Consider the following 23141-nt stretch of genomic DNA (forward strand, 5'->3'; position numbering starts at 1 on the left):
CTCGCGAGCCTCCCGACGCCGCAGAAGATCAGACCTTCGGCTCGTGCGTCTCGATCGCGACGATGCCCGAGCCCGGGTTGGTCGCCGAGAGGTGCACGACCGAGAACGCGCCGGGGTCCAGCGCCGAGGCGCTCCCGAGGTACGAGCCGCGCAGAGTGCCCGTCGCGAGGGCGAGCTCGCTCAGGAGCTCGGGGAGCACCGGCCCGTGGCTGCACAGCACGGCGGGCTTGCGTGCCCGGACGCGCTCGCCGACGACCCGGCGGGCGTCCGAGGCACCCTCCTCCCAGGCGTCCTGGCTGATGAGCTTCGACTGCTCGATCCGGCGCCCGAGGGTCGAGGCGAGGGGCGTCACCGTCTTGATGCACCGGATCGCCGGGGAGGAGACGATCCGACGCGGGCCGAAGGCGAGCAGCTGTCCGACGACGGCGTTCGCCTGACGACGGCCGCGGTGCGACAGCGGGCGCGCGGCATCCTTCCCCTTCCACTCGTCGCGGGGGACGGCCTTCGCGTGCCGCAGCACGATGAGGGGGAAGGTGGCCAGCACGCCGTCGTCGACGAACTTGAGGAAGTTCTCGAGGATCTCGATGTCGACCGGGTAGCTCAGTCGCTTCAGCGCCTTCTTCGGCGTCACCCATTCGAGCGCCGCGATCTCGCGGTTCGGCACGAACACGGATGCCCGGATCGCGGCATCCGTCGCCTCGGCCGACCAGTAGTGGACGATCTTCTGGCGCTTGTTCGGCATGCGATAGCGCGAGACGCCGACCGGCACGCCGAGGCTCACCCGGATGCCCGTCTCTTCCAGGATCTCGCGCGCGGCGGTCTCGGCGAGCGTCTCACCGGGATCGACCTTGCCTTTGGGCAACGTGATGTCGCGGTATGCCGTGCGGTGGATCAGCAGCACGGTGAGCTTTCCGTCCACCAGGCGCCACACGACACCGCCTGCGGCGTAGACGGCGGTCTCGGTCATCGCACCGCCCGTGCGCGCCGCCGGCGCTGCACGTTGGTCATGGTCTTGTCCTGCATGTCGACGAGCGGGCGGCCGTCTTCGCCGAGGCTGTGGCGCGTCCACTCGCCCTCGGGCCCGAGCCACCACGAGCTCGTCGTGTCGGCCATCGCGAGCGAGAAGAGGTCGAGTAGCTCCTTCACGTGCGCCGGCGCGACGACGCGAACCAGCGCCTCGACGCGGCGGTCGAGGTTGCGGTGCATCATGTCGGCGCTGCCGATGTAGACCTGCGGGTCGCCGTTGTTGTGGAACGCGAAGATCCGCGAGTGCTCCAGATAGCGGCCCAGGATGCTGCGGACCGTGATGTTCTCGCTCATCCCCTCGACACCCGGCTTGAGCGAGCAGATCCCGCGGACCCAGACTTCGACGGGGACGCCGGCCTGGCTCGCCCGGTAGAGCGCGTCGATGATCTGCTCGTCGACCATCGAGTTGACCTTGATGCGGATGTGGGCGGGCTTGCCGTCCAGCGCGTTTCGGCGCTCCCGGTCGATCTGCCGGAGGAGGCCCTTGCGCAGGTGCAGCGGCGCGACGAGGAGACGCTTGAACTTCTTCTCGATCGCGTAGCCGCTGAGCTCGTTGAAGAGGCGCGTGAGGTCGCGGCCCACCTGGTCGTCGATCGTGAAGAGGCCGAAGTCCTCGTAGATGCGGCTCGTCTTGGGGTTGTAGTTGCCCGTTCCGACATGGCTGTAGCTGCGGAGCACGCCGCCTTCCTGACGGATGACGAGCGCGAGCTTGCAGTGGGTCTTCAGCCCCACCAGGCCGTAGACGACGTGGACGCCCGCCTTCTCGAGCTTGCGCGCCCACACGATGTTGTTGGCCTCGTCGAAGCGCGCCTTGATCTCGACGAGGGCGAGCACCTGCTTGCCCGACTCGGCGGCGTCGATGAGGGCCTGCACGATGGGGCTGTCGCCCGATGTGCGGTACAGCGTCTGCTTGATGGCGAGCACGTGCGGGTCTTTCGCCGCCTGCTCCAGGAAGGCCTGGACGCTCGTCGCGAAGGACTCGTACGGGTGGTGCACGAGCACGTCGCCCTTGCGGATCGACGCGAAGATGTCGGGCCGCTCGTTGTTGTCGCCCGGCTGGAAGGCCGTCGCGGTCGTCGGGACGTGCGGCTTGTAGCGCAGGTCGGGGCGGTCGATCCGCGACAGGTCGAAGAGGCCGCGGAGGTCGAGCGGCCCGGGGAGCCGGTAGACCTCCTGATCGGTGATGTCGAGCTCCTTGATGAGGAGATCGAGTGTCAGCTCGTCCATGTCCTCGGTGACTTCGAGGCGGATCGGCGGACCGAAGCGCCGACGCAGCAGCTCGGCCTCGAGCGCCTGGATGAGGTTCTCGGTCTCGTCCTCCTCGATCACGACGTCCTCGTTGCGCGTGAGGCGGAACGCGTGGTGGTCGAGGATCTCCATCCCTGGGAAGAGGTCGCTCAGGTGGTTCGCGATGAGGTACTCGAGCGGCAGGTATCGCACCGACTCGCCCTCGCGCGACACCTCGACGAAGCGGGGCAGCATCGGCGGCACCTTGAGGCGGGCGAACTCCTGACGTCCCGTCCTGGCGTTGCGGATGCGGATCGCGAGGTTGAGCGAGAGCCCCGAGATATACGGGAAGGGGTGTGCCGGGTCGACCGCGAGCGGCATGAGGACGGGGAAGACCTGCGACTGGAAGTACTCGTAGAGGCGGTCCCGCTCCTCGTCACCGAGGTCGTTCCAGCCGAGGATCTCGATCCCGGCCGCCGCGAGGGCGGGCATGACGTCGTTCGTCCAGGCGGCGGCGTGGCGGAGCTGCAGCGTGTGGGCCTCGGCCGAGATGTCGGAGAGCACCTCCTGGGGTGCGCGGCCGACGTTCGTCGGTACGGCGAGACCCGTCAGGATGCGGCGCTTGAGACCCGCGACCCGCACCATGAAGAACTCGTCGAGGTTGCTCGCGAAGATCGCGAGGAAGTTGGCGCGTTCGAGCACGGGGAGCCGCGGATCCTCGGCGAGCTCGAGCACCCGCTGGTTGAAGGCGAGCCAGCTCACCTCGCGGTCGAGGTAGCGGTGCTCCGGCAGCTGCGAGTCGAAGGTCTCGGACAGCTCGAAGTCGTCGTCGTCGGCGTCGCCGAGACCCGCGTCGAGAACCTCGTGTTCGATCATCCACTCATCATTGCAGGGCCGCGTGACGAGTGTGTGAACTGGCGTCAGGCGGGGGAGCGGCTCGAGGAGGGCGCGGGCAGCTGGTCGTCGTCGTACACGTTGAAGCGATAGCCGACGTTGCGGACGGTGCCGATGAGCTGCTCGAGATCGCCGAGCTTGGCGCGCAGGCGTCGCACGTGCACGTCGACCGTGCGGGTGCCGCCGAAGTAGTCGTAGCCCCACACCTCGCTGAGCAGCTGCTCGCGTGTGAAGACGCGCGACGGATGCGTCGCGAAGAAGTGCAGGAGCTGGAACTCCTTGTAGGTGAGGTCGAGCGGCTTGCCGTGCACCTTCGCCGAGTACGACGACTCGTCGATCGTGATCCCCGAAGTCTGGATGCGCGTCGACACCTGTTCGGCCGACTGACGGCCGATGGCCAGGCGCACGCGGGCGTCGACCTCGGCGGGACCCGCCGTCACGAGGATGACGTCGTCGATGCCCCAGTCGGTCGACACGGCCGTGAGGCCGCCTTCGGTGACCACGAGCACGAGCGGCGCGTCGAGACCGGTCGTGTTGAGGATCTTGCAGAGCGACTTCGCGCCCACGAGATCGATGCGGGCGTCGACGAAGATGACGTCTGCGCTCGGGGCGTTGACGAGCTGTGCGGGCTCGGCCGGAATCTGGCGCACTCGGTGGCTGAGCAGCTCGAGAGAGGGCAGGACCGGGCCTCCTCCGTGTGCGGAACTCAGTACGAGGAGCTGTGCCAAAGGGGAACCTCCCGTGGCAGGGGTCGCGGCGTGAAACCCCAGTTTAGGGTGCGACCGGCCGCGCCGGTTTCTCCGAGGCGGTGCATGACGCTTCGAGCTTGGGCAGAATGGACTCATGGCAGGTCCTGTCCTCGCTCCCCGCCGCGCCACCGGTGGCGTCGTCTCGGTCTGGGTCGCGGCCGCCGTCATCGGTCTCGCGGTCGGCCTGTTCGTGCCCGCCGAGTGGCGCGCCGCCTGGCTCGTGGTCGGAATGGGGGGATGCCTCATCCTCGCCTTCGTCGTGCAGCTCGCCTACGGCCGATCCCAGGGCTACATCCAGCGAGTCGCGATCAGCGTCCTCGGCGCACTCCTCGTGATGGGCGTCATCAGCCTGGGGTTCGGTCTGGCTTCGATCGTTCCCGGGTAGGCTTTCCTCATGGATCTCGTCGCGCTCGAACTCTTCTACGTGGGCCTCCTCGCTCTTGCGTCGCTCGCGATCGTCTTCATCTCCGGCGTCGTGGTCAAGAACCTGTATCGCGGCCAGCGCTGACTGGCGGCGCCGTGATCGAGCTGCCGACCGACCTTCCCGCCGACCTCGCGCCGCTCTCGTGGCTGCTCGGCGTCTGGGAGGGCACGGGTGTCATCGACTACGAGGCATCCGACCGCCACTTCGAAGGCGAGTTCGCGCATCGCGTGAGCTTCAGCCACGACGGCGGCGACTTCCTGAACTACTCCGCCAGCGCGTGGCTTCTCGGTGAGGACGTCAGGACGCCCCTCGTGTCCGAGATCGGCTACTGGCGACTGTCCCGTCCGGCGACGGATGCCGATGCCGGCCCCGGACTGCTGCCTCCGACGGCGGCGGCCGTCGCCCGCACGGTCGACGACGTCGAGACGCTGCGCAACGCGGAAGGCGGCTTCGACATCGAGGCGACGATCGTCCACTCGGACGGAGTGAGCGAGCTCTACCTCGGCCAGGTGCGCGGGCCGCGGATCGACATCGCGACCGACGCAGTCGTCCGGACCGCCGGCGCGAAGGTCTACGCGGCCGCGACCCGCATGTACGGACTCGTCGAGGGGCACCTCCTCTGGGCGTGGGACATCGCCGCGCTCGGCGCGGAGCTCCGCTCGCACGCTTCCGCACGTCTCGCGCGGGCGGAATGATGTCCGGATTCGCGCTCGTCCCCGGTGCCGTCCTCGACGAGACGGGGCTGCTTCACGTCGGCAACCCGGTGGTCGAGCAGCGCCGGCTCGCGGCGGGTTCGGCCGTCGCCCCGCTCGGGGATCGCCGCGTCATCGCCGTCTCGGGCGAGGACCGGCTGTCGTGGCTCGACTCGCTCTCGTCGCAGGCGCTGACGCACCTCGCCCCCGGCGAGGGGACTGAGCTGCTCATCCTCGACCCGCAGGGCCACATCGAGCACGCGGCATCCGTCGTCGACGACGGCGAGACGACCTGGCTCATCACCGACGCGGCCGACGCCGAGGGGCTCCTCGCGTGGCTCATGCGCATGCGGTTCCGCCTGCGGGTCGCCCCGCGTGACGCGAGCGAGGAGTTCGCGGTGATCGGCGGGACCCGGGCGGCGGTCGAAGCCCTGGGCGTGGCCGCCCCGAACGAGGTGCCGCTCGTCTGGCGCGACCCGTGGCCGGGCGTGGCCACGGGCGGCTGGGCGTACGCGGTCGTCGACCCGCATCCCGGCACGGGGCGGGACTGGGCCGAGGCCATCGTCCCCAGGGCAGAAGAGGATCGGATCGCGGATGCCGCGTCCCGCGGTGAACTCGCGGTCGCCGGGCTGATCGCCGCCGACGCCCTCCGGGTGGCCGCGTGGCGTCCTCGGTGGTCGACCGAGGTCGACGAGCGGGCGCTCCCGCACGAGCTGGACTGGCTGCGCACGGCCGTGCACCTCGAGAAGGGCTGCTACCGCGGCCAGGAGACCGTCGCCAAGGTGCACAACCTCGGGCACCCGCCGCGCCGGCTCGTCGCGCTCGATCTCGACGGCAGCGAGAGCGTTCTGCCCGCGCGGGGCGCAGCGGTCCGCGTCGGCGATGACGTCGTGGGCGTCGTCACGTCGGTCGCGCAGCACCACGAGGACGGCCCGATCGCCCTGGCGCTGGTGCGCAGGACGACGCCGACCGACGCGACCCTGACGATCGACGCCGACGAGGTGCGAGTCGCCGGTGCGCAGGAGGTCATCGTGCCCCCCGAGGCCGGGGCGACAGCATCCATCCCCCGCCTCACACGACTCTCGCGGCGCGCGCAGGTCCAGTGAGCGCGAGCCCCGCCGGTGTGCCGTCCACGCAGGCGATCCCGACGGGCTGGCGACGAAGGGTCGACCCGCGGCCGGGTCTGCAGCGGGTCGTCGCGTCGTCGATGGCGATCGTGCAGATCGTGGTCGCGGCGACCGGCGCCTTCGTCTTCGCCCACTTCGTGCTGGGACATCCTGCGCCCCTTCTCGCGGCGACCGTCACGGTGGGGAGCCTCGGGCTCGTGCGCGATGCGCGTCCGCGCCAGGTGGCCGAGACCGTGCTGGGCATGCTCGTCGGCATCGTCGTCGCCGAGCTGCTGTATCTCATCGCGGGCACGGGATGGTGGCAGATCGCCCTCGCGCTGGGTGTGACGCTCATCGTCGCGCGCTTCCTGTCGGCCCAGCCCGGGTTCGCCATCGCGGCGGCCATCCAATCGCTCATCGTGATGGTGATCCCGTCGCCCGTCCCGTGGGTGCGGCTCATCGACGGCATCGTGGGAGGCGTCGCGGCGCTCGTCGTGACGGCGCTCATCCCTCGCAGCCCCGTCAAGACCGAGGTGCGCGACGCCGAGCGACTCTTCGCCGCCTTCGACGGCTCGATGGCGGCGCTCACCCAGGCGCTGCGGCGGGGCGACCGGTTCCGGGCCGAGCGCGGCCTCGAGAAGGCGCGTGCCGTCACGCCGGTGGTCGACGACTGGCGCTCGTCGCTCGACTCGGGCCGCGCCGTCGCGCGCATCTCGCCGTTCCTCCGCCGCCAGCGGTCGGAGCTGCAGCGGCACGAGCGCATCCGTCGGTCGATGGATCTCGCGGTCCGCAACCTCCGCGTCGTCGCGCGCCGCGTCGTCTACCTCTGCGACGACGGGATGCCGCGCCCCGTCGTGGCCGACCTCCTCGGTGAGATCGCGCGTGCCGCGGGCATCGTGGCGTCGTCACTCGACGACATCTCGTTCGAACCGGCCGCGCGCGAGGCGGTGCTCGCCGTGGCGGCGCGCCTGGACCCCCGCACGATCGTGCCCGAGGCATCCCTCGGCGAGCAGAACCTCGTCGCGGGGCTCCGCCCCCTCGTCGTCGACCTCCTGACCGCGACCGGGATGCCGCACGCCGATGCCAGGCTCGCGGTGCCGCGCATCTGAGACTCAGGCGGCGGGCGCGACCGCCGACCACGGCACGGTGACCTCGCCGAGGCGCCATCGCGAGCGCGCCTCGAGCGGCCAGCCCGCTGCGGCGAGCGCCGTGAGCGCCGTCTGCCAGCGGTGGACGGGGCCGAAGGGCGCGACCGACGCGGCGCGCGCCCACTCCTCGTCGAGCGCCGCGAGAAGGTCATGCACGCGCTGTCCGGGGACGTTGCGGTGGATGAGCGCCTTGGGGAGCCGCTCCGCGGCGATCGACGGATGCTGCAGCCCCGCGAGTCTCAGCGAGACCGTGAGCGAGCGCGGCACCGCGTCCGAGCCGAGGGCGACCCAGGTGACGATCCGTCCGAGTTCGTCGCACGTTCCTTCCACGAGCAGGCCGCCGGGTGCGAGCCGCCCGCACATGCGCGCCCACGCGGCGGCGACCTCGCTCTCGTCGTACTGTCGCAGGACGTTGAGGGCCCGGATGACGGCGGGGCGGCGTCCACTCGGCACAGGGACCTCGAAGCCTCCGAGCTCGAACGAGACCCGTGCGTCGGCGGCGAAGGACGACCCGCCCGCGCGCACGAGCGCGAGCTGGTCGCGCGCCCGAGCGACGCGTGCCGGCTCGATCTCCAGGCCGAGCACCTCGACGTCGGGGCGCGTGCGCGCGAGGCGCGCGTGCAGCTCGAGTGTCGTGACGGCGCTCGCTCCGTAGCCGAGGTCGACGACCAGCGGGTCTGCGGCCCGGCGCAGCGCCGGATGACGGGCGATCCACCGATCCACGCGACGCAGGCGGTTGGTGCCCGTCGTGCCCCGCGTCACCTGCCCGACGGGGGATCGGCCGGTCGCCATGCCCCCATGATGCCAGGCCGATCGCGCCATCCGGCCTCGGTATGCTGGCGGCATGACCGCCCCCTACACCCTGATCCTGCTGCGCCACGGCCAGAGCGAATGGAACAAGCTCAACCTGTTTACAGGATGGGTCGACGTCCGGCTCTCCGACCAGGGCAAGGCCGAAGCCCAGCGCGGCGGCGAGCTGCTCGCCGAGGCGGGGCTGCTTCCCGACATCCTGCACACGTCGGTCCTCACCCGTGCGATCCAGACGGCGAACATCGCCCTGGACGCGGCCGACCGGGCATGGATCCCGGTCAAGCGCTCGTGGCGCCTCAACGAGCGTCACTACGGCGCCCTGCAGGGCAAGGACAAGGCCCAGACCCTCGAGGAGTTCGGCCAGGAGCAGTTCATGCTGTGGCGCCGCTCGTTCGACGTGCCGCCGCCCGTCCTCGCCGACGACTCCGAGTGGAGCCAGGTCGGCGACCCGCGCTACGCGGACATCGACGGGGAGATCCCGCGCACCGAGTCGCTCAAGCTCGTCATCGACCGCTTCCTGCCCTACTGGGAGAGCGACATCAAGCCCGACCTCGCGGCCGGCAAGACGGTGCTCGTCACGGCGCACGGCAACTCGCTGCGCGGACTGGTGAAGCACCTCGACGGCATCAGCGACGCCGACATCGCCGAGCTCAACATCCCCACCGGCATCCCGCTCGTCTACCACCTCAACGAGGACTTCACGCCCGCCGGCGCCGGGGAGTACCTCGACCCCGAGGCCGCGGCCGCGGGCGCCGCCGCCGTCGCGAACCAGGGCAAGGGCTGACACAATCGCGCGCCGCGCGCACACCGAACACGCAGAAGAGCGGATGCCTCGTCGAGGCATCCGCTCTTTCGTTCCGCGGGAGCGCTACGCGGTCGTCGCCGCGGCTCCGGGCGTGATGAACGTGTCGTCGGGCTCGGCCGACCAGTCACCGGTGGCGAGGTAGGTCACCTTCTTCGAGATCGACACGGCGTGATCGGCGAACCGCTCGTGATAGCGGCTGGCGAGCGTCGCATCGACCGTGGCGGCGGTCTCGCCCTGCCAGGAGTCCGAGAGGACCTTCTCGAAGACCGAGATGTGCAGCTCGTCGACCTTGTCGTCGTCGTTGCGGATCTCCTCGGCGAGCGGGAGGTCCTGAGTCCTGAGCAGCTCGGTGAGCTTGCGCGCGACCTCGACGTCCAGCTGCCCCATGCGGGTGAAGGTGCCCTTCAGGCCCTTGGGGATCGCCCGCTCCGGGAACCGCATGCGCGTCAGCTGGGCGATGTGCTCGGCGATGTCGCCCATGCGCTCGAGCGAGGCGCTGATGCGCAGGGCGCTGACGACGATGCGCAGGTCGCGGGCGACGGGCTGCTGACGGGCGAGGATCTCGATCGCCTGCTCGTCGAGGGCGAGTGCCTTCTCGTCGATGATCAGGTCGGCCTCGATGACCTCCTCGGCGAGCGCCACGTCGCTCGTCCCGAAAGCGCGAGTCGCCTTCTCGATGGCCGTCGTCACGAGTTCGGCGATCTCGACGAGCCGGTCCTGGACGTCCTCGAGCGACTGATGGAACACTTCGCGCATTCGCGACACCTTTCGTCTTCGCGGCACGAGCTCATGCCTCGACCCCCGCGATTGTCGTCAGCGAAGGTTAACGAACGGTGCCACGAGGATGAATACTAGTCGGCGCTCCCGGCGCGAAGCTGGCGCGGGCCGGATCGCGCATTCACCGGCCCGTACCCTGGGAGGCATGGAACCGACGCAGCTCGTCCTGCTCGCCCTGATCCTGGGGGCAGCACTCGGGGGCCTCGTGTCGACCCTCGTCTTCACGTCGCTGCGCGCCCGCGATCGCGTGCAGGCCGAGGCGAGTTCCGAGATCCCCGACGGCGTCGCCGAGGTGCTGAGCGGGATGGATGACGCGGCCGTCGTGGTCGACACGTCGGCGACCATCCTGGCCAGCTCGCCGCCCGCGAGCCCCTTCGGGCTCGTCGTCGGCACCGTGCTCCCGAGCGACGAGCTGAAGGGCCTCGCGCGCAGCGCGCGGACGGGTGAGACGGCGACCACCGAGACGATGCGGCTGCGCCGCGGTGCGCCGCCCGCCGAGCCGCGCCTCGTCGTCGTGCGCGCGACGCGCATCTCGCCGCGGCTGACCTTCCTCGTGCTGCGCGACATCACCGAGAAGGAGCGCGTCGAGCAGATGCGTCGCGACTTCGTGGCGAACACGAGCCACGAGCTGAAGACCCCTGTGGGCGCTGTGAGCCTCCTCTCGGAGGCCATCGAGTCGGCCGCCGACGACCCCGAGCAGGTGCGGATCTTCGCGGCGCGGCTGACCGCCGAGGCGGCCCGGCTCGCCTCGCTCACGTCGCGCATCATGAACCTGTCCCGCCTCCAGGCCGCCGATGAGCTGAACGACGAGCGCGATGTCGCCGTCGACGAGATCGTCGCGTCCGCGGTCGAGGCGCACGCGATCCAGGCCGACTCGGCCGGAGTCACCGTCGTCCGGGGCGGCGCCCGTGGCCTGTGGGTCCGAGGCGACCCGCAGATCCTGAGCGAGGCGATCGGCAACCTCGTCGCCAACGCGATCTCGTACTCGCCGCGCGGCTCGAGCGTGGGGGTCGGGGTCAAGGCCATCGACGGCATCGCCGAGATCGCCGTGACCGACCGCGGCATCGGCATCCCCGAGGGCGAGCAGGAGCGCGTCTTCGAGCGCTTCTACCGCGCCGACCAGGCCCGCTCCCGCCGCACGGGCGGCACGGGCCTCGGGCTCTCCATCGTCAAGCACGCCGTGCAGCGCCACGGCGGAGAGGTGACGCTGTGGTCGCGGCCGGGGCGTGGCTCGACCTTCACCATCCGGCTACCCCTCGTCGAGGGGCCGGCCCCCGAGCCGACGCGCAAGAAGCGTAAGAAGAGTCGTGCGAAGGCCGCGCTGTCGCGGCCGGCGCCCCCAGCCCCCGCCCCTGTGAACGGAGACACCCCATGAGCCGCGTCTTGATCGTCGAGGACGAGCCAGACCTCGCCGACCCCCTCGCCTACCTGCTCCGGCGCGAGGGCTATGAGGTCGAGATCGCCGAGGACGGGCCCGCGGCCCTCGCGGCATTCCGAGAGCGCGGTGCCGACATCGTCCTCCTCGACCTGATGCTTCCCGGGATGCCGGGCACCGAGGTGTGCCGGCAGATCCGCGCCACCTCGAGCGTGCCGATCATCATGCTCACCGCGAAGGACTCCGAAGTCGACATCGTCGTGGGTCTGGAGCTGGGCGCCGATGACTACGTCACCAAGCCCTATTCGGCGCGTGAGCTGCTCGCCCGTATGCGGGCCGTCCTGCGCCGCCTCTCGTCGAACGATGCGGACCTCGACGAGCGCGTCCTCAACGGCGGGCGCGTGACGCTCGACATCGACCGCCACACGGTCGCCGTCGCGGGCAGCGAGATCAGCATGCCTCTCAAGGAATTCGAGCTCCTCGAGGTGCTCATGCGCAACGCGGGTCGCGTGCTCACGCGCGGTCAGCTCATCGACCGCGTCTGGGGCACCGACTACTTCGGCGACACCAAGACGCTCGACGTGCACATCAAGCGCATCCGCTCGCGCATCGAGGAGAACCCGGGCGACCCGTCGATGCTCGTGACCGTCCGCGGCCTGGGCTACCGCTTCGAGGGCTGAGCGCCCCGCCCAGCGCAGAGAACGGCCCCCGGCGCGATGCGCCGGGGGCCGTTCTCGTGGAAGTGTGCGGTCCGGCTCAGGGGACGAACGACGACAGGTAGTCGAGGGCTCCGTCGAGGACGGGTACGGCGACCTGGGTGCCCTCCGTGTCGCCGGACTGGAAGTAGACCAGCACGTCCGCGCCGGGCTTCGCGTCGAGTCCTTCGACGAGGATCGGGTCTTCGGTCACGCCGAGGCTGACGGTCGTCTTCGCGGGGACGCGCACGGTCTTCTTGATCGGCGACTCCTCGCCGATCTCGATGTGGAGCGTCTGGTTCTCATCGGTGTTGTTGATGAGCGCCGCGATGAAGTTGGCGTCCTCGCCGCTCTCGTCGGCGACGAACAGCGCGTTGCGGATCAGCACAGGACCCGAGTCCGGCACGTTCACGCCGTCCGCGGGGGAGTAGGGCAGCGTCGTGGCCTGCGTCGACAGCATGGCGCAGCCGGTGGTCCCGAAGAGGACGACGGCGCCGAGGGCGAGCGACGCGATGAGGCGCGATTTCACGGATCCTCCTGGTGCGGATGACGGCAACCCTTGCAGTCTAGAGGGTCGCCGTCCCGTCCGCCGTGTCGCCACGAGGGGTGGGCGGCGAACCTTAGCGTATGTCGCCTGTGGTATCCTGGAGGTTGCCGAAAGGACATAACTGCATGCTTTTTGAGGTTGGCGAAACGGTCGTTTACCCGCACCACGGGGCGGCGACAATCGCAGAAGTGAAGACCCGCGTCATCAAGGGCGAAGAGAAGGTCTACCTCAAGCTTCGAGTCACACAGGGCGATCTCACGATCGAGGTCCCGGCCGACAACGTCGATCTCGTCGGCGTTCGCGATGTGATCGGCAAGGAGGGCCTCGAGCGCGTCTTCGAGGTGCTCCGCGCGCCGTTCACCGAGGAGCCGACCAACTGGTCGCGCCGCTACAAGGCCAACCTCGAGAAGCTCGCTTCGGGCGATGTCATCAAGGTGAGCGAGGTCGTGCGCGATCTCTGGCGCCGCGATCAGGACCGCGGCCTGTCGGCGGGCGAGAAGCGCATGCTGGCCAAGGCCCGTCAGATCCTCATCTCCGAGCTCGCGCTCGCCGAGAAGACCGACGAGGAGCAGGCGAGCGTCGTCCTCGACGAGGTGCTCGCGTCCTGACGCGCTCCCGCTGAGCTGTCCCGGTAGCGTGGGGGCGTGCCCCTCGACAACGCGCCGGAACCCTTCCTCGATGGTGCTCGGGAACCGTCCTTCGACGTGGCTCGGGAACCGCTGATCGCTGTGCCGCGGGTTGCGGTCATCGTCGTGGCCGCGGGATCGGGAACCCGTCTCGGCGGCGGATCGCCGAAGGCCTTCGTCGGCCTCGATGAGCATTCGATCCTTCGCCACGCCCTTCGCGGCGTGTTCGCCGCGCCCGAGGCGCAGGTGATCGTCGTCGCGCCGGCGGGCCGCGAGGGAGACGCGCTCACGGAGGCGCTCGAGGCGGCGGGGGGTCGACGCGACCTCATCTCGGTCGTGCCCGGCGGTGCGACCCGTCAGTCCTCCGTGCAGTCCGGGCTCCACGCGGTGTGGCCCGACGTCGACATCGTCCTCGTGCACGATGCCGCGCGGGCGCTGACCCCGCCCGCCGTGTTCGAGCGCGTGATCGCGGCGATCGACGGGGGTGCGGACGGAGCGATCCCGGTGCTGCCGGTCATCGACACGATCAAGCGCGTCGCGGGCTCCGAGATCGTGGCCGGCGTCGACCGCTCCGAGCTGTCCGCCGCGCAGACGCCCCAGGGCTTCCGTCGGGAGGTGCTGGATGCCGCGTACCGTGCGGCGATGGACGAGTTCACGGATGACGCGGCACTCGTGGCGGAGGCGGGGCATCCCGTCGCCGCCGTAGCGGGAGACGAGCTCGCCTTCAAGATCACGACCCCCGCGGACCTCGAACGCGCCCGGGGACTCGTCGCACCGCTCGCCCACGTGCCGGTGAGCCTCACGCCCTCGCCGGCGGCGCCCCGCGTCGGGCTCGGCACGGACGTGCACGGATTCGGCGGGGAGGGCAGCCTCTGGCTCGCGGGCCTCGAGTGGCCGGGCGAGCCGGCGCTCTCGGGACACTCCGACGGTGATGCCGTCGCGCACGCTATCGTCGATGCACTCCTCGCGGCCGCCGGCCTCGGCGACATCGGCACGCACTTCGGAACGGATCGTCCTGAGTATGCCGCAGCGCACGCCGACGCCTTCCTCGCGCGGACTCTGGGGATCCTCGGCGAGGCGGGGTGGCGCATCGGCAACGTCTCGGTGCAGGTGCAGGCGAATCGGCCGCGCTTCGCGGCTCGTCGCGCCGAGGCCGAGCGGGCGCTCTCGGCCGCGCTGGGCGGGGCATCCGTCTCCGTCTCGGCGACGACCACCGACGGACTCGGCTTCACGGGTGCCGGCGAGGGCGTCGCGGCCTTCGCCGTCGCCCTTCTGATCCCCGCCTAGCCTCGCTCTCGCGTCCTTGCCGTGCGAGCTGTGCGGCACGATACTGACGGCATGCCGACCGGCGGGGTTCGCTCCGCGGCGGACGGAAGTCCTGTCGCGACCGACTGGGCAGCTCGCCTGCGCGAACTGCACGAGTCCGGCGTGTCGACGGGCGACGGCCTGGAGGAGCTCGGCACGGCGGCTTGGTTCCTCGGGCGCATGGACGAGTGCGAGCGCGCCTGGACGGCCGCCTACGACATCTACGTCAAGTCGGGGCAGACGGATGCCGCCATCCGGTGCGCCTTCTGGGTGGGCTACATGCTCGAGGAGAGCGGAGCGGCCGTCAAGGCGCACGCATGGATGTCCCGGGTCATGGACCTCTGCCAGCGGCGCTCGGAGGAGGGCGAAGTGGGTGCTGCCGCGACGGCGGCGCTGTGCCAGGCGCAGGCCGCGTGGAGCGCGGGCCGGGTCGCCGAGGCAGTGGAGGTGGGCGAGCGGGCTCGCTCGCTCGCGCGGGACGCGGGATCGAGCGACATCGAGGTCTTCGCGACGATGGGCCTCGCCCGAGCGCTCGTGAGGGCCGGTTCGTTCGAGCGCGGCTTCGAGCTGATGGATGCCCTCATGCTGTCGATCGCCGACGGCGGCGTGGGCGAGCGCGTGGCCGGCCCGGCATACTGCGCGGTGATCGCCTCGTGCCTGGAACGGTGGGACATCGGCCGGGCGAGCGCCTGGACGCGTGACCTGAACGACTGGTGCGATGCTCAGCGCGGCCTCCAGATCTTCCGCGGCGAGTGCTCCGTGCATCGAGCGACGGTGCTCGGGATCGGCGGGGAGTGGACCGAGGCGGAGCGTGTTCTCGCCGATGTCGCGTCGCGGGAGCGGCGGCCCGCGACCCTCGAGAACGCACTGTACGAACTTGCCGAGCTGCACCGGCGCGCGGGCCGCACACACGCGGCCGACGACGGCTTCCGCAAGGCGGCGGCACTCGGCAGGGAGGTGCAGCCCGGGCTCGGTCGACTGCGGCGTGACGCCGGACGCCTCGCGACCGCTCGGGCCGGGGTGGCGAGGGCGCTCGCGGCCGCGCCGCCGCCGGGTCGGCGTGCCGACCTCCTCGCTGCGCAGGTGGAGTTCGAGACCGAAGGCGGCGAGCTCGAGGTCGCCGCCGCCGCGGACGAGGAGCTCCGGCAGCTCGCCGAGACGATCGGCACGACGTATCTCACGGCGCTCGCCGATCGCACGAGCGGGACCCTGCTCCTCGCCCAGGGCCACCCCGAACGGGCGCAGCCCGTCCTCCGCCGGGCGTGGACCGGCTGGCGCGATCTCGAGGACCCCTACGACGGCGCCCTCACCCGCATCCTCCTGGCGCGCACGGCTCGCGCGCTCGGTGACGAGGATGCCGCGCAGCTCGAGTTCGACGCGGCCCGCACGACGCTCGCGGGTCTCGGGGCACTGGCCGACCTCGCGCGGCTCGAACGCCTCGCCGCTTCGGCACCGGCGGCGGCGGCCGCTGCGGGCCTCAGCCGGCGCGAGCTCGAAGTCCTCAGGCTGATCGCGACCGGCTCGTCCAATCGCGACATCGCCGGGCGCCTGTTCCTCAGCGAGCGCACCGTCGCCCGCCACGTGAGCAACATCCTGGCCAAGCTCGGTCTCGCGAGCCGGTCCGCCGCGACGGCGTACGCGTTCGAGCACGGACTCCTCGAGGCCGCCTGAGCCGTTTCGCGTGTCGAGCGTGAATTGGTCATTTCTGCCGATGAATCGGCCGCGCCGTGCGCCTAACGTCACGATCGAAATCGTGATCGGAGCACACCATGGACACGCGAATCGACACCGTCATCGTCGGCGGAGGCGCCGCCGGACTCGGAATGGGCAAGCGGCTTCGAGACCGCGGGATCGACTTCGTCATCCTCGACGACCGTCCGCGCATCGGTGACACCTGGCGCGAGCGCTACCGCTCGCTCAAGCTGTTCACACCGCGCAGCCTGGCCGAGCTTCCCGGCCTCCGCCTCGACATCGGGTACTTCGACTTCCCGACAGGAGCGCAGTACGGCGACTACCTGGAGCGCTATGCCCGGCTCTTCGACCTCCCTGTGCGGCTCGGGACGCGCGTCACGTCGCTCGCGCGCAGCGGCGCGCGATTCCGGCTCGACACCGCGTCGGGCGAGGCGTTCGTCGCGGACCATGTCGTGGTCGCGGCGGGGGAGCACCGGATGCCCGTCACGCCGGACATCGCGGCGGGCGTGGATCCCGGCATCCGTCAACTCCACTCGGTCGCATACGCGGGACCCGACGATCTCGCGGAGGGACCGGTGCTGGTCGTCGGCGCGGGCAACTCCGGGACGGACGTCGCGCTCGAGGCGGCCCGGGCGGGCCACACCGTCACGCTCGCCGGCCGGCACCCGGGGCAGGTGCCGGCCGACATCGACACGCCGGTCGGCAACCTCGTCTCGAGGGTGTTCATCCGCAAGCTGCGGCGCACGACGGTCGACACGGCGAAGGGTCGCGCGGTGCGCGAGCAGGTCCGCGGCCACGGAGTGAACCTCGTGCGCAACAAGCTGAAGGACCTCGACGCGGCCGGCATCGCCCGGCTCCCGAGGATCTCCGGGACGGATGCCGCGGGCCGCCCCGTCGCAGCGGACGGCACCGTCGTGGACTGCCGCACGATCGTGTGGTGCACGGGTTCGGTGCCCGACTTCTCCTGGATCAGCATCGACGGCCTCTTCGACGAGTCGGGGTGGCCGGACGAGTACCGCGGCCTCGCGCGCAGCGTGCCGGGGCTCGCGTTCCTCGGTCTGGCGTTCCAGTACTCGATCGCCTCGTCGACGCTCATGGGCATGGGTGCCGACGCCGACTATCTCGTGCAGCGGCTGTACACCGCGGCATCCTCCCAGCCGGCGCTCACTCCAGCCGTCGCGTCATGAAGCGCGAGAACGGGTCGTGCGCGTACCCGTCGAACGGCTCGCACGTGACGAAGCCCTCGCTCTCGTAGAGGCGTTGTGCGGGGGCGAAGTCGGGCGTCGTGCCGGTCTCGAGCCACAGGCTCGTCATCCCGCGCTTGCGCGCCTCTGCGACGATGTGGCGCAGGATGGCGCGGCCGACGCCCGCGCCGCGGAAGCGGTCGTCGACGCGCATCGACTTGAGCTCGCCGCGATCCGCATCGAGCGCTTTGAGCGCCCCGATACCGGCGAGCTCACCGCCGATCCAGGCCGACCAGAATGTGATCCCCGGCTGCCGCAGCGCCTCGACGTCGAGCGCGTGCACGCTCTCGGGCGGCGAGTACTCGTGCATGCCGTCGAGATGACGGGCGATGAGCGCGCGCGTCGCGTCGCTCGTGAGGTCGTCGACGAGGATCTCGATGCTCGGGGTCATGACCGCGTCATCCTTCCACTGCGAACGGCTGGGGGTCCCGCCGTGCCCGGGAGCCCCACGCGAGCAGGGCGAGGCCCGCGGCGAGCACGACCAGCCCCGTGATGGCGAGGGCGCTGAGCCGCTCGTCGAGCACGGTGATCCCCAGGATGCTCGCCGTCAGAGGCTCTCCGAGGGTCAACGTCGCAGCCGTCGCAGCGGTGAGGCCGTTCAGGCCCCACGTGAACAGCACGTAGGCGATCGAGATCGTCGCGATTCCGAGCCAGAGCCCCATCGCCAGCCCCGCCGGTGTCGCCAACCACGAGAGGTCGACGAACGGCAGCACGAGAAACGAGATGACGGCCGAACTCGCGCCCATCGCCCCGACGACGGTGAACGGGTTCCAACCGCCGTCGAGCAGGCGCCGCTGCGCGTTCGCGATGACCGCGAAGGATGCCGCGGCCCCGAGCGATCCGAGGAGCCCGACGGGATCCGTCCCGCCCGCACCGGTGCCCGACGCCGCGCCGCCGAAGCCCAGCAGCACGACACCGACCGTCGCGAGGGCGGTCGCGACCATCCACGCGCCGCTCGGGGAGCGTCGGGTGAGGAGCCACTCCAGGACGCCCGCCATGATCGGGGCGGAGCCGAGGGCGATCACTGTCCCGACCGCGACGCCGTTGCGCTCCGTCCCGAGGAAGAAGAGCGGCTGGTAGATCGCCAGGCACACCCCGGTGAGCACCATGAGCGCGAGCGGGCGCATCCGGCTCGCCGTGCTGGGAAGGGTGCGGAAGCTCCGTGGCCGCTCTTCACCGGCGCGCTCGGCGCGCACGCGGTGACGGCGGGCGAGTGCGAAGGCGATGATGGCGAGGCCCGTGCCGCCGATCGCGAGACGCACAGCGCCGACGGCGAGGGGCGTCGTTCCCTCCGGGCCGATGGCCTGCGATGTCCCCGTCGTGCCGAACAGCACGGCCGCGGCGAAGACGGCGAGGACGTGGAGCACGCTCTATTCTCACCGCACTGGACGGGATGCCTCGTCCCCGGCAGGCCTCGTCGTCACACCCGATTCGCACAGACCCGCGCCGGTAAGCTTGTGCGGTGACCGTCCGGCTCTATGACACCAAGGCGCAGCAGCTGCGCGACTTCGTGCCCCTCGCCCCCGGGAACGTCACGATCTACGTCTGCGGGCCGACGGTGCAGTCCGGGCCGCACATCGGTCACCTGCGCGGTGCGCTCAGCTTCGACATCCTCCGTCGGTGGCTCGGTCATCGCTACGGGCGCGTCACGTTCGTGCGCAACGTGACCGACATCGACGACAAGGTGCTCGTGAACGCGACGGACGCCGAGCCGTGGTGGGCGCTGGCCTACCGCATGGAGCTCGAGTTCTCACGGGCGTATGCCGCGATCGGCATCCTGCCTCCCACCTACGAGCCCCGGGCGACGGCGTCCATCCCGCAGATGCAGGAGCTGATCCAGCGTCTCATCGACGCGGGGCACGCGTACGCCGCCGCGTCGGAGGGCGCGGCCGGCGACGTCTACTTCGACGTGCGGTCGTGGGCCTCGTACGGCTCGCTGACCAACCAGTCCCTCGATGCCATGGAGCCGGCCGAGGACGCAGACCCCCGCGGCAAGCGCGACCCGCGGGACTTCGCGCTCTGGAAGGGCGCCAAGGCCGATGAGCCGGCGTCCGCCAAGTGGGACTCGCCGTGGGGCAAGGGCCGTCCCGGCTGGCACATCGAGTGCTCCGCGATGTCGCGCCGGTATCTGGGGCCGGAGTTCGACATCCACGGGGGAGGGCTCGACCTGCGCTTCCCGCACCACGAGAACGAGCTCGCTCAGTCGACGGCCGCGGGCGACCCGTTCGCGCGGTACTGGGTGCACAACGGCCTCGTGACCGTCGGCGGGCAGAAGATGTCGAAGTCGCTCTTCAACTTCGTCCTCGCCGAGGACGTGCTGCGCGAGCGCGACCCGCTCGTCGTGCGCTATGCGCTCGCAGCGGCGCACTACCGGTCGAGCCTCGACATCACGGGAACGTCCTTCGATGAGGCCGAAGCGGCGATCGACCGCATTCGCACGTTCCTTCACCGTGCGGCGCGCGTTCTCGCGGCAGACGACGACCAGCGCGTCGAGACCTCCGTGCCCGAGCGATTCGCGGCGGCGATGGATGACGATCTCGGCGTGCCCCAGGCGCTCGCCGTGCTGCACGAGACGGTGCGGGACGGCAACACCGCATTGGATGCCGGCGACCGCGACGGAGTGCTCCGGGCGTTCGGTGAGGTGGCGGTGATGGCGGGGATCCTCGGCATCGACCCCGAAGACCCCAGGTGGATGGCAGGACAGGCGGGGCCCGAGGCATCCGCTCTGGACGCCCTCCTGCAGACGATGATCGAGCAGCGCGCACAAGCGCGGGCTGCCAAGGACTGGGCGGCAGCCGACCGCATCCGCGACGCGATCGCGGCGGCCGGCATCGCCCTCGAAGACGGTCCCCAAGGGACGCATTGGAGTATCGATGGCTAAGCCAGGGCGCCCCGGCGCGAGCAAGGGCGGCAAGGGCCCCACGAAGGGCTCGGGCGGCAAGAACAAGCGGTCGCTTGAGGGGCGCGGACCGACGCCCAAGGCCGAGGACCGCGCGTGGCACCCCGCCGGCAAGCGCAAGGCCGCGGCCGAGCGCTACGCCGCCGCGGGCGGCAAGGGCCGTCCCGGTGGGCAGGCCGGCCAGACCCGTCAGTCGCGGGCGAAGAAGGATGACGACACGGAGACGGTCACGGGCCGCAACTCTGTGCTGGAGGCCCTCCGCGCCAAGATCCCGGCGACGGCGTTCTACATCGCGCAGCGCGTGGAGATGGACGACCGCGTCAAGGAGATGCTGTCGATCGCCACCCACCGCGACATCCCGGTCATGGAGGTCACCCGTCCTGAGCTGGACCGCATGGCGGGTTTCGACGGCGTGCACCAGGGCGTCGCGCTCAAGGTGCCGCCGTACGAGTACGCGCATCCGCAGGATCTCCTCGAGCAGGTCATCGACGCCGGCCAGACCCCGCTCTTCGTCGCGCTCGACGGCGTGACCGATCCGCGCAACCTCGGCGCGATCATCCGGTCGACCGCCGCCTTCGGCGGGCACGCCGTCATCGTGCCGCAGCGCCGCTCGGCGAGCGTCAACTCGGCCGCGTGGAAGACGAGCGCCGGTGCCGCAGCGCGCATCCCGGTGGCGATCGCGGCCAACCTCACGTCGATGCTCAAGGAGTTCAAGAAGCAGGGCGTGTTCGTCCTCGGCCTCGACGGCGGGGGCGACGTGTCGCTTCCCGCGCTCGAGCTCGCCGACCGGCCCGTCGTGATCGTCGTCGGCTCGGAGGGCAAGGGCCTCTCGCGCCTGGTCACCGAGACGTGCGACCAGATCGTCTCCATCCCGATCTCGGCGTCGACCGAGTCGCTCAACGCCGGCATCGCGGCATCCGTCGCGCTCTACCAGGTCGCGACGCTGCGCGCCGCCGGCGCCTGAGTCACCGTCCGAAACAATTCCATTCGAGGGAATGAACCGTCCCGGGCTGAGCTTGCACCCCGAGACACCGACGAAAGGAAGACCATGGCTCGCATCGCCGTCATCGGAGGCACCGGCTACGCCGGCTCGCACATCGTCGCAGAGGCGGTGAGTCGCGGTCACACGGTGGTGTCCGTGGCGCGGACCGTCCCCGCCGAGCGCGTCGAAGGCGCCACCTACATCGAGGGCACGCTCCTCGACGTGCCGAGCCTCGTGGCCGAGCTCGAGGGGGTCGACGTCGTCGTCCTGGCGGTTCCCGCGCGCGGCGACATGGAGGGCAACGTCCGGTCGAACGTCGCGCAGCTCGTCGCCGAGCTGCCCGCGTCGGTGCGCGTCGGCGTCATCGGCGGCGCCGGCGGCAGCCTCGTCGCGCCGGGCGGCGAGCGCCTCGTCGACCAGCCGTCCTTCACCGACGAGTACAAGCCCGAGGCCCTCGAGGCGATCGGGGTTCTCGACGACCTGCGCACCCAGGCTCACGGTCACGACTGGTTCTACATCCACCCCGCCGGCGGGTTCGGCGCGTGGAACCCCGGCGAGCGCACCGGCAGCTATCGCGACGGCGGCGACGTGCTCGTCACCGACGAGGCGGGCGAGTCCTTCATCTCCGGCGCTGACCTCGGGGTCGCTGTGGTCGACGAGATCGAGACGCCGAAGCACTCCCGCGAGCGGTTCACCGTCGGGTACTGATTCCCGGCAGTCGAAGCGGCCCGTCCTCTCGAGGACGGGCCGCTTCGGCGTGAGAGCGCGGATGCCTCGTGCCGGACGACGGCCTCAGACGAGATCGCGCCAGTCGATGTCGTCGTCCTCGTCGACGATGTCGATCGCGCCGCTCGTGAGGACGGGAAGCGACATCGTCTCTGTGGGCGGCCCCATGACGGTCGCCTCGTCCCGGCGGTGCCGGAGCACCCCGTCGATGTAGCTCGTCAGGACCTCGGCGAGCGGGACGGCCTTGCCGCGCGCCTGCGACATGTACCACCGGTGCTCGAGCACCTGGTGGAACACCTCGGCCGGTTCGAGCTTCGCGCGCAGATCGAACGGGATCGCCTTGACGACGGGCTCGAAGACGCGGGTGAGCCACTCGTGCGCGACCATCTCCTCGTCGTCGCCGAGGCGTGAGACGCGGGCCCGGAACTCGTCCAGGTCGTTGAGAAGCCTTCGGGCCTGGTTCTCCTCGACATCCAGTCCCGTCAGCCGCAGCAGGCGGCGCTGGTGGTGCCCCGCATCCACGACCTTGGGCTGGATCGAGACCCGCGTCCCGTCGGTCGTCGCCTGGATCGACATCTCGCCGATGTCGAAGCCGAGTTCGTTCAGGCGCTGCACGCGCTCCGTGATCCGCCAGGACTCGTTCGCGGCGAACGACTCCTTATCGGTCAGTGCGCCCCACAGGGAGTGGTACGACGACATGATGCCGTCGGCGATCGCGAGGGCGTCGACCCCGCCCTCCAGGCGCCCGCCCGCCTCGAGGTCCATGATCTCGCCCGCGATGTTCGTGCGCGCGACGTCGAGGTCGTGCGCGCGCTGACCCGGCGTCAGCCCGGACTCGTGCAGCTCGCCGGTCTCGGCATCCACGAGGTAGGCGGCGAAGGCCCCCGCGTCACGGCGGAAGAGGGTGTTCGAGAGGGAGACGTCGCCCCAGAAGAAGCCGACGTTGTGCAGCCGCACGAGCAGCACGGCCAGGGCGTCGACCAGGCGATTGGCGGTGTCGGGACGCAGCACCTGCGTGAACAGTGCGCGGTAGGGGAGCGAGAACTTCAAATGCGCGGTTACGAGAGCGGCCGGAAGGGGCTCGCCGGCGGCATCCGTCCTCCCGGCGATCACGGCCACGCGCTCGACGCACGGGGCGTCGAGCCGGTGCAGGTTGCCGAGCATGTCGTACTCGCGGCGGGCCATCTCCTCCGTCGTCTCCTTGATCGCGACGACGCGACCAGAGAGGTTGGCGAAGCGCACGAGGTGGCGCGAGATGCCCTTGGGAAGGAAGACGATGTGGTTGCTCGGCCATTCGGCGAGCGTCGTCGACCACGGCAGGTTCAGGAGCCCGGGGTCGACGGAGCTGGCGGTGATGCTCAGGGCAGCGGGCATTGCTCTCCAGAAATGGAA

The 23141-nt window shown here is 70.8% G+C and carries 23 protein-coding genes; 14 read left to right on the plus strand and 9 right to left on the minus strand.

Annotated elements, in window-relative coordinates:
- Positions 1-28: 28 nt before the first annotated feature.
- From G5T42_RS11240 to G5T42_RS11250, 3 genes are read right to left on the minus strand one after another with little or no spacing between them, the layout of a single operon-like run.
- Positions 29-967, minus strand: coding sequence for an NUDIX hydrolase (locus G5T42_RS11240; protein WP_165128564.1), 939 nt, complete (start codon positions 965-967; stop codon positions 29-31).
- Complete coding sequence (locus G5T42_RS11245) at positions 964-3129, minus strand: RNA degradosome polyphosphate kinase (protein WP_165128566.1); 2166 nt, start codon at positions 3127-3129, stop codon at positions 964-966. Before G5T42_RS11245 ends, G5T42_RS11240 begins: the two co-directional genes overlap by 4 nt.
- 44 nt (positions 3130-3173) lie before the next feature.
- The gene (locus G5T42_RS11250) at positions 3174-3875 is read right to left on the minus strand and encodes a response regulator transcription factor (protein ID WP_165128568.1); all 702 of its coding nucleotides are present in this window, start codon (positions 3873-3875) and stop codon (positions 3174-3176) included.
- Between the two features lie 115 nt (positions 3876-3990).
- On the opposite strand from G5T42_RS11250, the gene G5T42_RS11255 reads away from it, so the two are divergent.
- From G5T42_RS11255 to G5T42_RS11270, 4 genes are all read left to right on the plus strand, one after another.
- A complete protein-coding gene (locus G5T42_RS11255) occupies positions 3991-4281 on the plus strand; it encodes a hypothetical protein (RefSeq protein ID WP_165128570.1) in 291 nt (96 codons plus the stop codon).
- Between the two features lie 134 nt (positions 4282-4415).
- A complete protein-coding gene (locus G5T42_RS11260; protein WP_165128572.1) occupies positions 4416-5015 on the plus strand; it encodes an FABP family protein in 600 nt (199 codons plus the stop codon).
- A complete protein-coding gene (locus G5T42_RS11265) occupies positions 5012-6118 on the plus strand; it encodes a folate-binding protein YgfZ (RefSeq protein ID WP_165128574.1) in 1107 nt (368 codons plus the stop codon). The genes G5T42_RS11260 and G5T42_RS11265 overlap by 4 nt, the downstream gene beginning before the upstream one ends.
- Entirely contained in the window at positions 6115-7227 is a 1113-nt protein-coding gene (locus tag G5T42_RS11270; protein ID WP_206535628.1) for an FUSC family protein, read from the plus strand. The genes G5T42_RS11265 and G5T42_RS11270 overlap by 4 nt, the downstream gene beginning before the upstream one ends.
- Positions 7228-7230: 3 nt before the next feature.
- Here the strand turns inward: G5T42_RS11270 and G5T42_RS11275 are convergent, their stop codons facing one another.
- Positions 7231-8058, minus strand: a complete 828-nt coding sequence (locus G5T42_RS11275) for a class I SAM-dependent methyltransferase (protein ID WP_165128576.1) — start codon at positions 8056-8058, stop codon at positions 7231-7233.
- Between the two features lie 52 nt (positions 8059-8110).
- Here G5T42_RS11275 and G5T42_RS11280 point away from each other — a divergent pair, with 52 nt between their 5' ends.
- A complete protein-coding gene (locus G5T42_RS11280) occupies positions 8111-8860 on the plus strand; it encodes a phosphoglyceromutase (protein WP_165128578.1) in 750 nt (249 codons plus the stop codon).
- A gap of 84 nt (positions 8861-8944) precedes the next feature.
- On the opposite strand, the gene phoU is transcribed toward G5T42_RS11280, so the two are convergent.
- Positions 8945-9637, minus strand: coding sequence for a phosphate signaling complex protein PhoU (phoU, locus tag G5T42_RS11285; RefSeq protein WP_165128580.1), 693 nt, complete (start codon positions 9635-9637; stop codon positions 8945-8947).
- Positions 9638-9803: 166 nt separating this feature from the next.
- On the opposite strand from phoU, the gene G5T42_RS11290 reads away from it, so the two are divergent.
- Both G5T42_RS11290 and G5T42_RS11295 read left to right on the plus strand, forming a co-directional pair.
- Positions 9804-11033, plus strand: coding sequence for an ATP-binding protein (locus G5T42_RS11290; protein ID WP_165128582.1), 1230 nt, complete (start codon positions 9804-9806; stop codon positions 11031-11033).
- Positions 11030-11713: a response regulator transcription factor gene (locus G5T42_RS11295; protein ID WP_165128584.1), complete on the plus strand. Its 684-nt coding sequence runs from the start codon at positions 11030-11032 to the stop codon at positions 11711-11713. The genes G5T42_RS11290 and G5T42_RS11295 overlap by 4 nt, the downstream gene beginning before the upstream one ends.
- 76 nt (positions 11714-11789) lie before the next feature.
- On the opposite strand, the gene G5T42_RS11300 is transcribed toward G5T42_RS11295, so the two are convergent.
- Positions 11790-12257: a DNA modification methylase gene (locus G5T42_RS11300; RefSeq protein WP_165128586.1), complete on the minus strand. Its 468-nt coding sequence runs from the start codon at positions 12255-12257 to the stop codon at positions 11790-11792.
- A gap of 143 nt (positions 12258-12400) precedes the next feature.
- Here G5T42_RS11300 and G5T42_RS11305 point away from each other — a divergent pair, with 143 nt between their 5' ends.
- From G5T42_RS11305 to G5T42_RS11320, 4 genes are all read left to right on the plus strand, one after another.
- A complete protein-coding gene (locus G5T42_RS11305) occupies positions 12401-12883 on the plus strand; it encodes a CarD family transcriptional regulator (RefSeq protein ID WP_133542479.1) in 483 nt (160 codons plus the stop codon).
- 96 nt (positions 12884-12979) lie between these two features.
- Entirely contained in the window at positions 12980-14188 is a 1209-nt protein-coding gene (ispD, locus tag G5T42_RS11310; protein WP_206535768.1) for a 2-C-methyl-D-erythritol 4-phosphate cytidylyltransferase, read from the plus strand.
- 51 nt (positions 14189-14239) lie between these two features.
- Complete coding sequence (locus G5T42_RS11315; RefSeq protein ID WP_165128588.1) at positions 14240-15877, plus strand: response regulator transcription factor; 1638 nt, start codon at positions 14240-14242, stop codon at positions 15875-15877.
- A 98-nt stretch (positions 15878-15975) separates the two neighbouring features.
- Positions 15976-17085: an NAD(P)/FAD-dependent oxidoreductase gene (locus G5T42_RS11320; protein ID WP_165128590.1), complete on the plus strand. Its 1110-nt coding sequence runs from the start codon at positions 15976-15978 to the stop codon at positions 17083-17085.
- Here G5T42_RS11320 and G5T42_RS11325 read toward each other — a convergent pair.
- Together G5T42_RS11325 and G5T42_RS11330 are read right to left on the minus strand one after the other, a co-directional pair.
- Entirely contained in the window at positions 17063-17533 is a 471-nt protein-coding gene (locus G5T42_RS11325; protein WP_165128592.1) for a GNAT family N-acetyltransferase, read from the minus strand. The two genes, G5T42_RS11320 and G5T42_RS11325, sit on opposite strands and share 23 nt — an antisense overlap.
- 7 nt (positions 17534-17540) lie before the next feature.
- A complete protein-coding gene (locus tag G5T42_RS11330; RefSeq protein WP_165128594.1) occupies positions 17541-18509 on the minus strand; it encodes an EamA family transporter in 969 nt (322 codons plus the stop codon).
- A 95-nt stretch (positions 18510-18604) separates the two neighbouring features.
- On the opposite strand from G5T42_RS11330, the gene cysS reads away from it, so the two are divergent.
- The 3 genes from cysS (at position 18605) to G5T42_RS11345 (ending at position 21731) form a co-directional block, all read left to right on the plus strand.
- Positions 18605-20023, plus strand: a complete 1419-nt coding sequence (cysS, locus tag G5T42_RS11335) for a cysteine--tRNA ligase (RefSeq protein WP_165128596.1) — start codon at positions 18605-18607, stop codon at positions 20021-20023.
- Entirely contained in the window at positions 20016-21005 is a 990-nt protein-coding gene (gene rlmB, locus G5T42_RS11340; RefSeq protein WP_165128598.1) for a 23S rRNA (guanosine(2251)-2'-O)-methyltransferase RlmB, read from the plus strand. The genes cysS and rlmB overlap by 8 nt, the downstream gene beginning before the upstream one ends.
- An 84-nt stretch (positions 21006-21089) precedes the next feature.
- Entirely contained in the window at positions 21090-21731 is a 642-nt protein-coding gene (locus G5T42_RS11345) for an NAD(P)H-binding protein (RefSeq protein ID WP_165128600.1), read from the plus strand.
- 84 nt (positions 21732-21815) lie between these two features.
- Here the strand turns inward: G5T42_RS11345 and G5T42_RS11350 are convergent, their stop codons facing one another.
- Positions 21816-23123, minus strand: a complete 1308-nt coding sequence (locus G5T42_RS11350) for a DUF4032 domain-containing protein (RefSeq protein ID WP_165128602.1) — start codon at positions 23121-23123, stop codon at positions 21816-21818.
- Between the last annotated feature and the right edge of the window lie 18 nt (positions 23124-23141).

It is taken from the genome of Microbacterium sp. 4R-513 (genome assembly GCF_011046485.1).
Classification (GTDB): Bacteria; Actinomycetota; Actinomycetes; order Actinomycetales; family Microbacteriaceae; genus Microbacterium.

Coding starts and splice junctions, on each gene's coding strand:
- G5T42_RS11275 (WP_165128576.1), bottom strand. CDS start 8,058: ATGGCGACCGGCCGATCCCCCGTCGGGCAGGTGACGCGGGGCACGACG.
- G5T42_RS11345 (WP_165128600.1), top strand. CDS start 21,090: ATGGCTCGCATCGCCGTCATCGGAGGCACCGGCTACGCCGGCTCGCAC.
- G5T42_RS11240 (WP_165128564.1), bottom strand. CDS start 967: ATGACCGAGACCGCCGTCTACGCCGCAGGCGGTGTCGTGTGGCGCCTG.
- G5T42_RS11265 (WP_165128574.1), top strand. CDS start 5,012: ATGATGTCCGGATTCGCGCTCGTCCCCGGTGCCGTCCTCGACGAGACG.
- G5T42_RS11325 (WP_165128592.1), bottom strand. CDS start 17,533: ATGACCCCGAGCATCGAGATCCTCGTCGACGACCTCACGAGCGACGCG.
- G5T42_RS11280 (WP_165128578.1), top strand. CDS start 8,111: ATGACCGCCCCCTACACCCTGATCCTGCTGCGCCACGGCCAGAGCGAA.
- G5T42_RS11320 (WP_165128590.1), top strand. CDS start 15,976: ATGGACACGCGAATCGACACCGTCATCGTCGGCGGAGGCGCCGCCGGA.
- phoU (WP_165128580.1), bottom strand. CDS start 9,637: ATGCGCGAAGTGTTCCATCAGTCGCTCGAGGACGTCCAGGACCGGCTC.
- G5T42_RS11315 (WP_165128588.1), top strand. CDS start 14,240: ATGCCGACCGGCGGGGTTCGCTCCGCGGCGGACGGAAGTCCTGTCGCG.
- G5T42_RS11255 (WP_165128570.1), top strand. CDS start 3,991: ATGGCAGGTCCTGTCCTCGCTCCCCGCCGCGCCACCGGTGGCGTCGTC.
- rlmB (WP_165128598.1), top strand. CDS start 20,016: ATGGCTAAGCCAGGGCGCCCCGGCGCGAGCAAGGGCGGCAAGGGCCCC.
- G5T42_RS11290 (WP_165128582.1), top strand. CDS start 9,804: ATGGAACCGACGCAGCTCGTCCTGCTCGCCCTGATCCTGGGGGCAGCA.
- G5T42_RS11305 (WP_133542479.1), top strand. CDS start 12,401: ATGCTTTTTGAGGTTGGCGAAACGGTCGTTTACCCGCACCACGGGGCG.
- G5T42_RS11245 (WP_165128566.1), bottom strand. CDS start 3,129: ATGATCGAACACGAGGTTCTCGACGCGGGTCTCGGCGACGCCGACGAC.
- G5T42_RS11350 (WP_165128602.1), bottom strand. CDS start 23,123: ATGCCCGCTGCCCTGAGCATCACCGCCAGCTCCGTCGACCCCGGGCTC.
- G5T42_RS11295 (WP_165128584.1), top strand. CDS start 11,030: ATGAGCCGCGTCTTGATCGTCGAGGACGAGCCAGACCTCGCCGACCCC.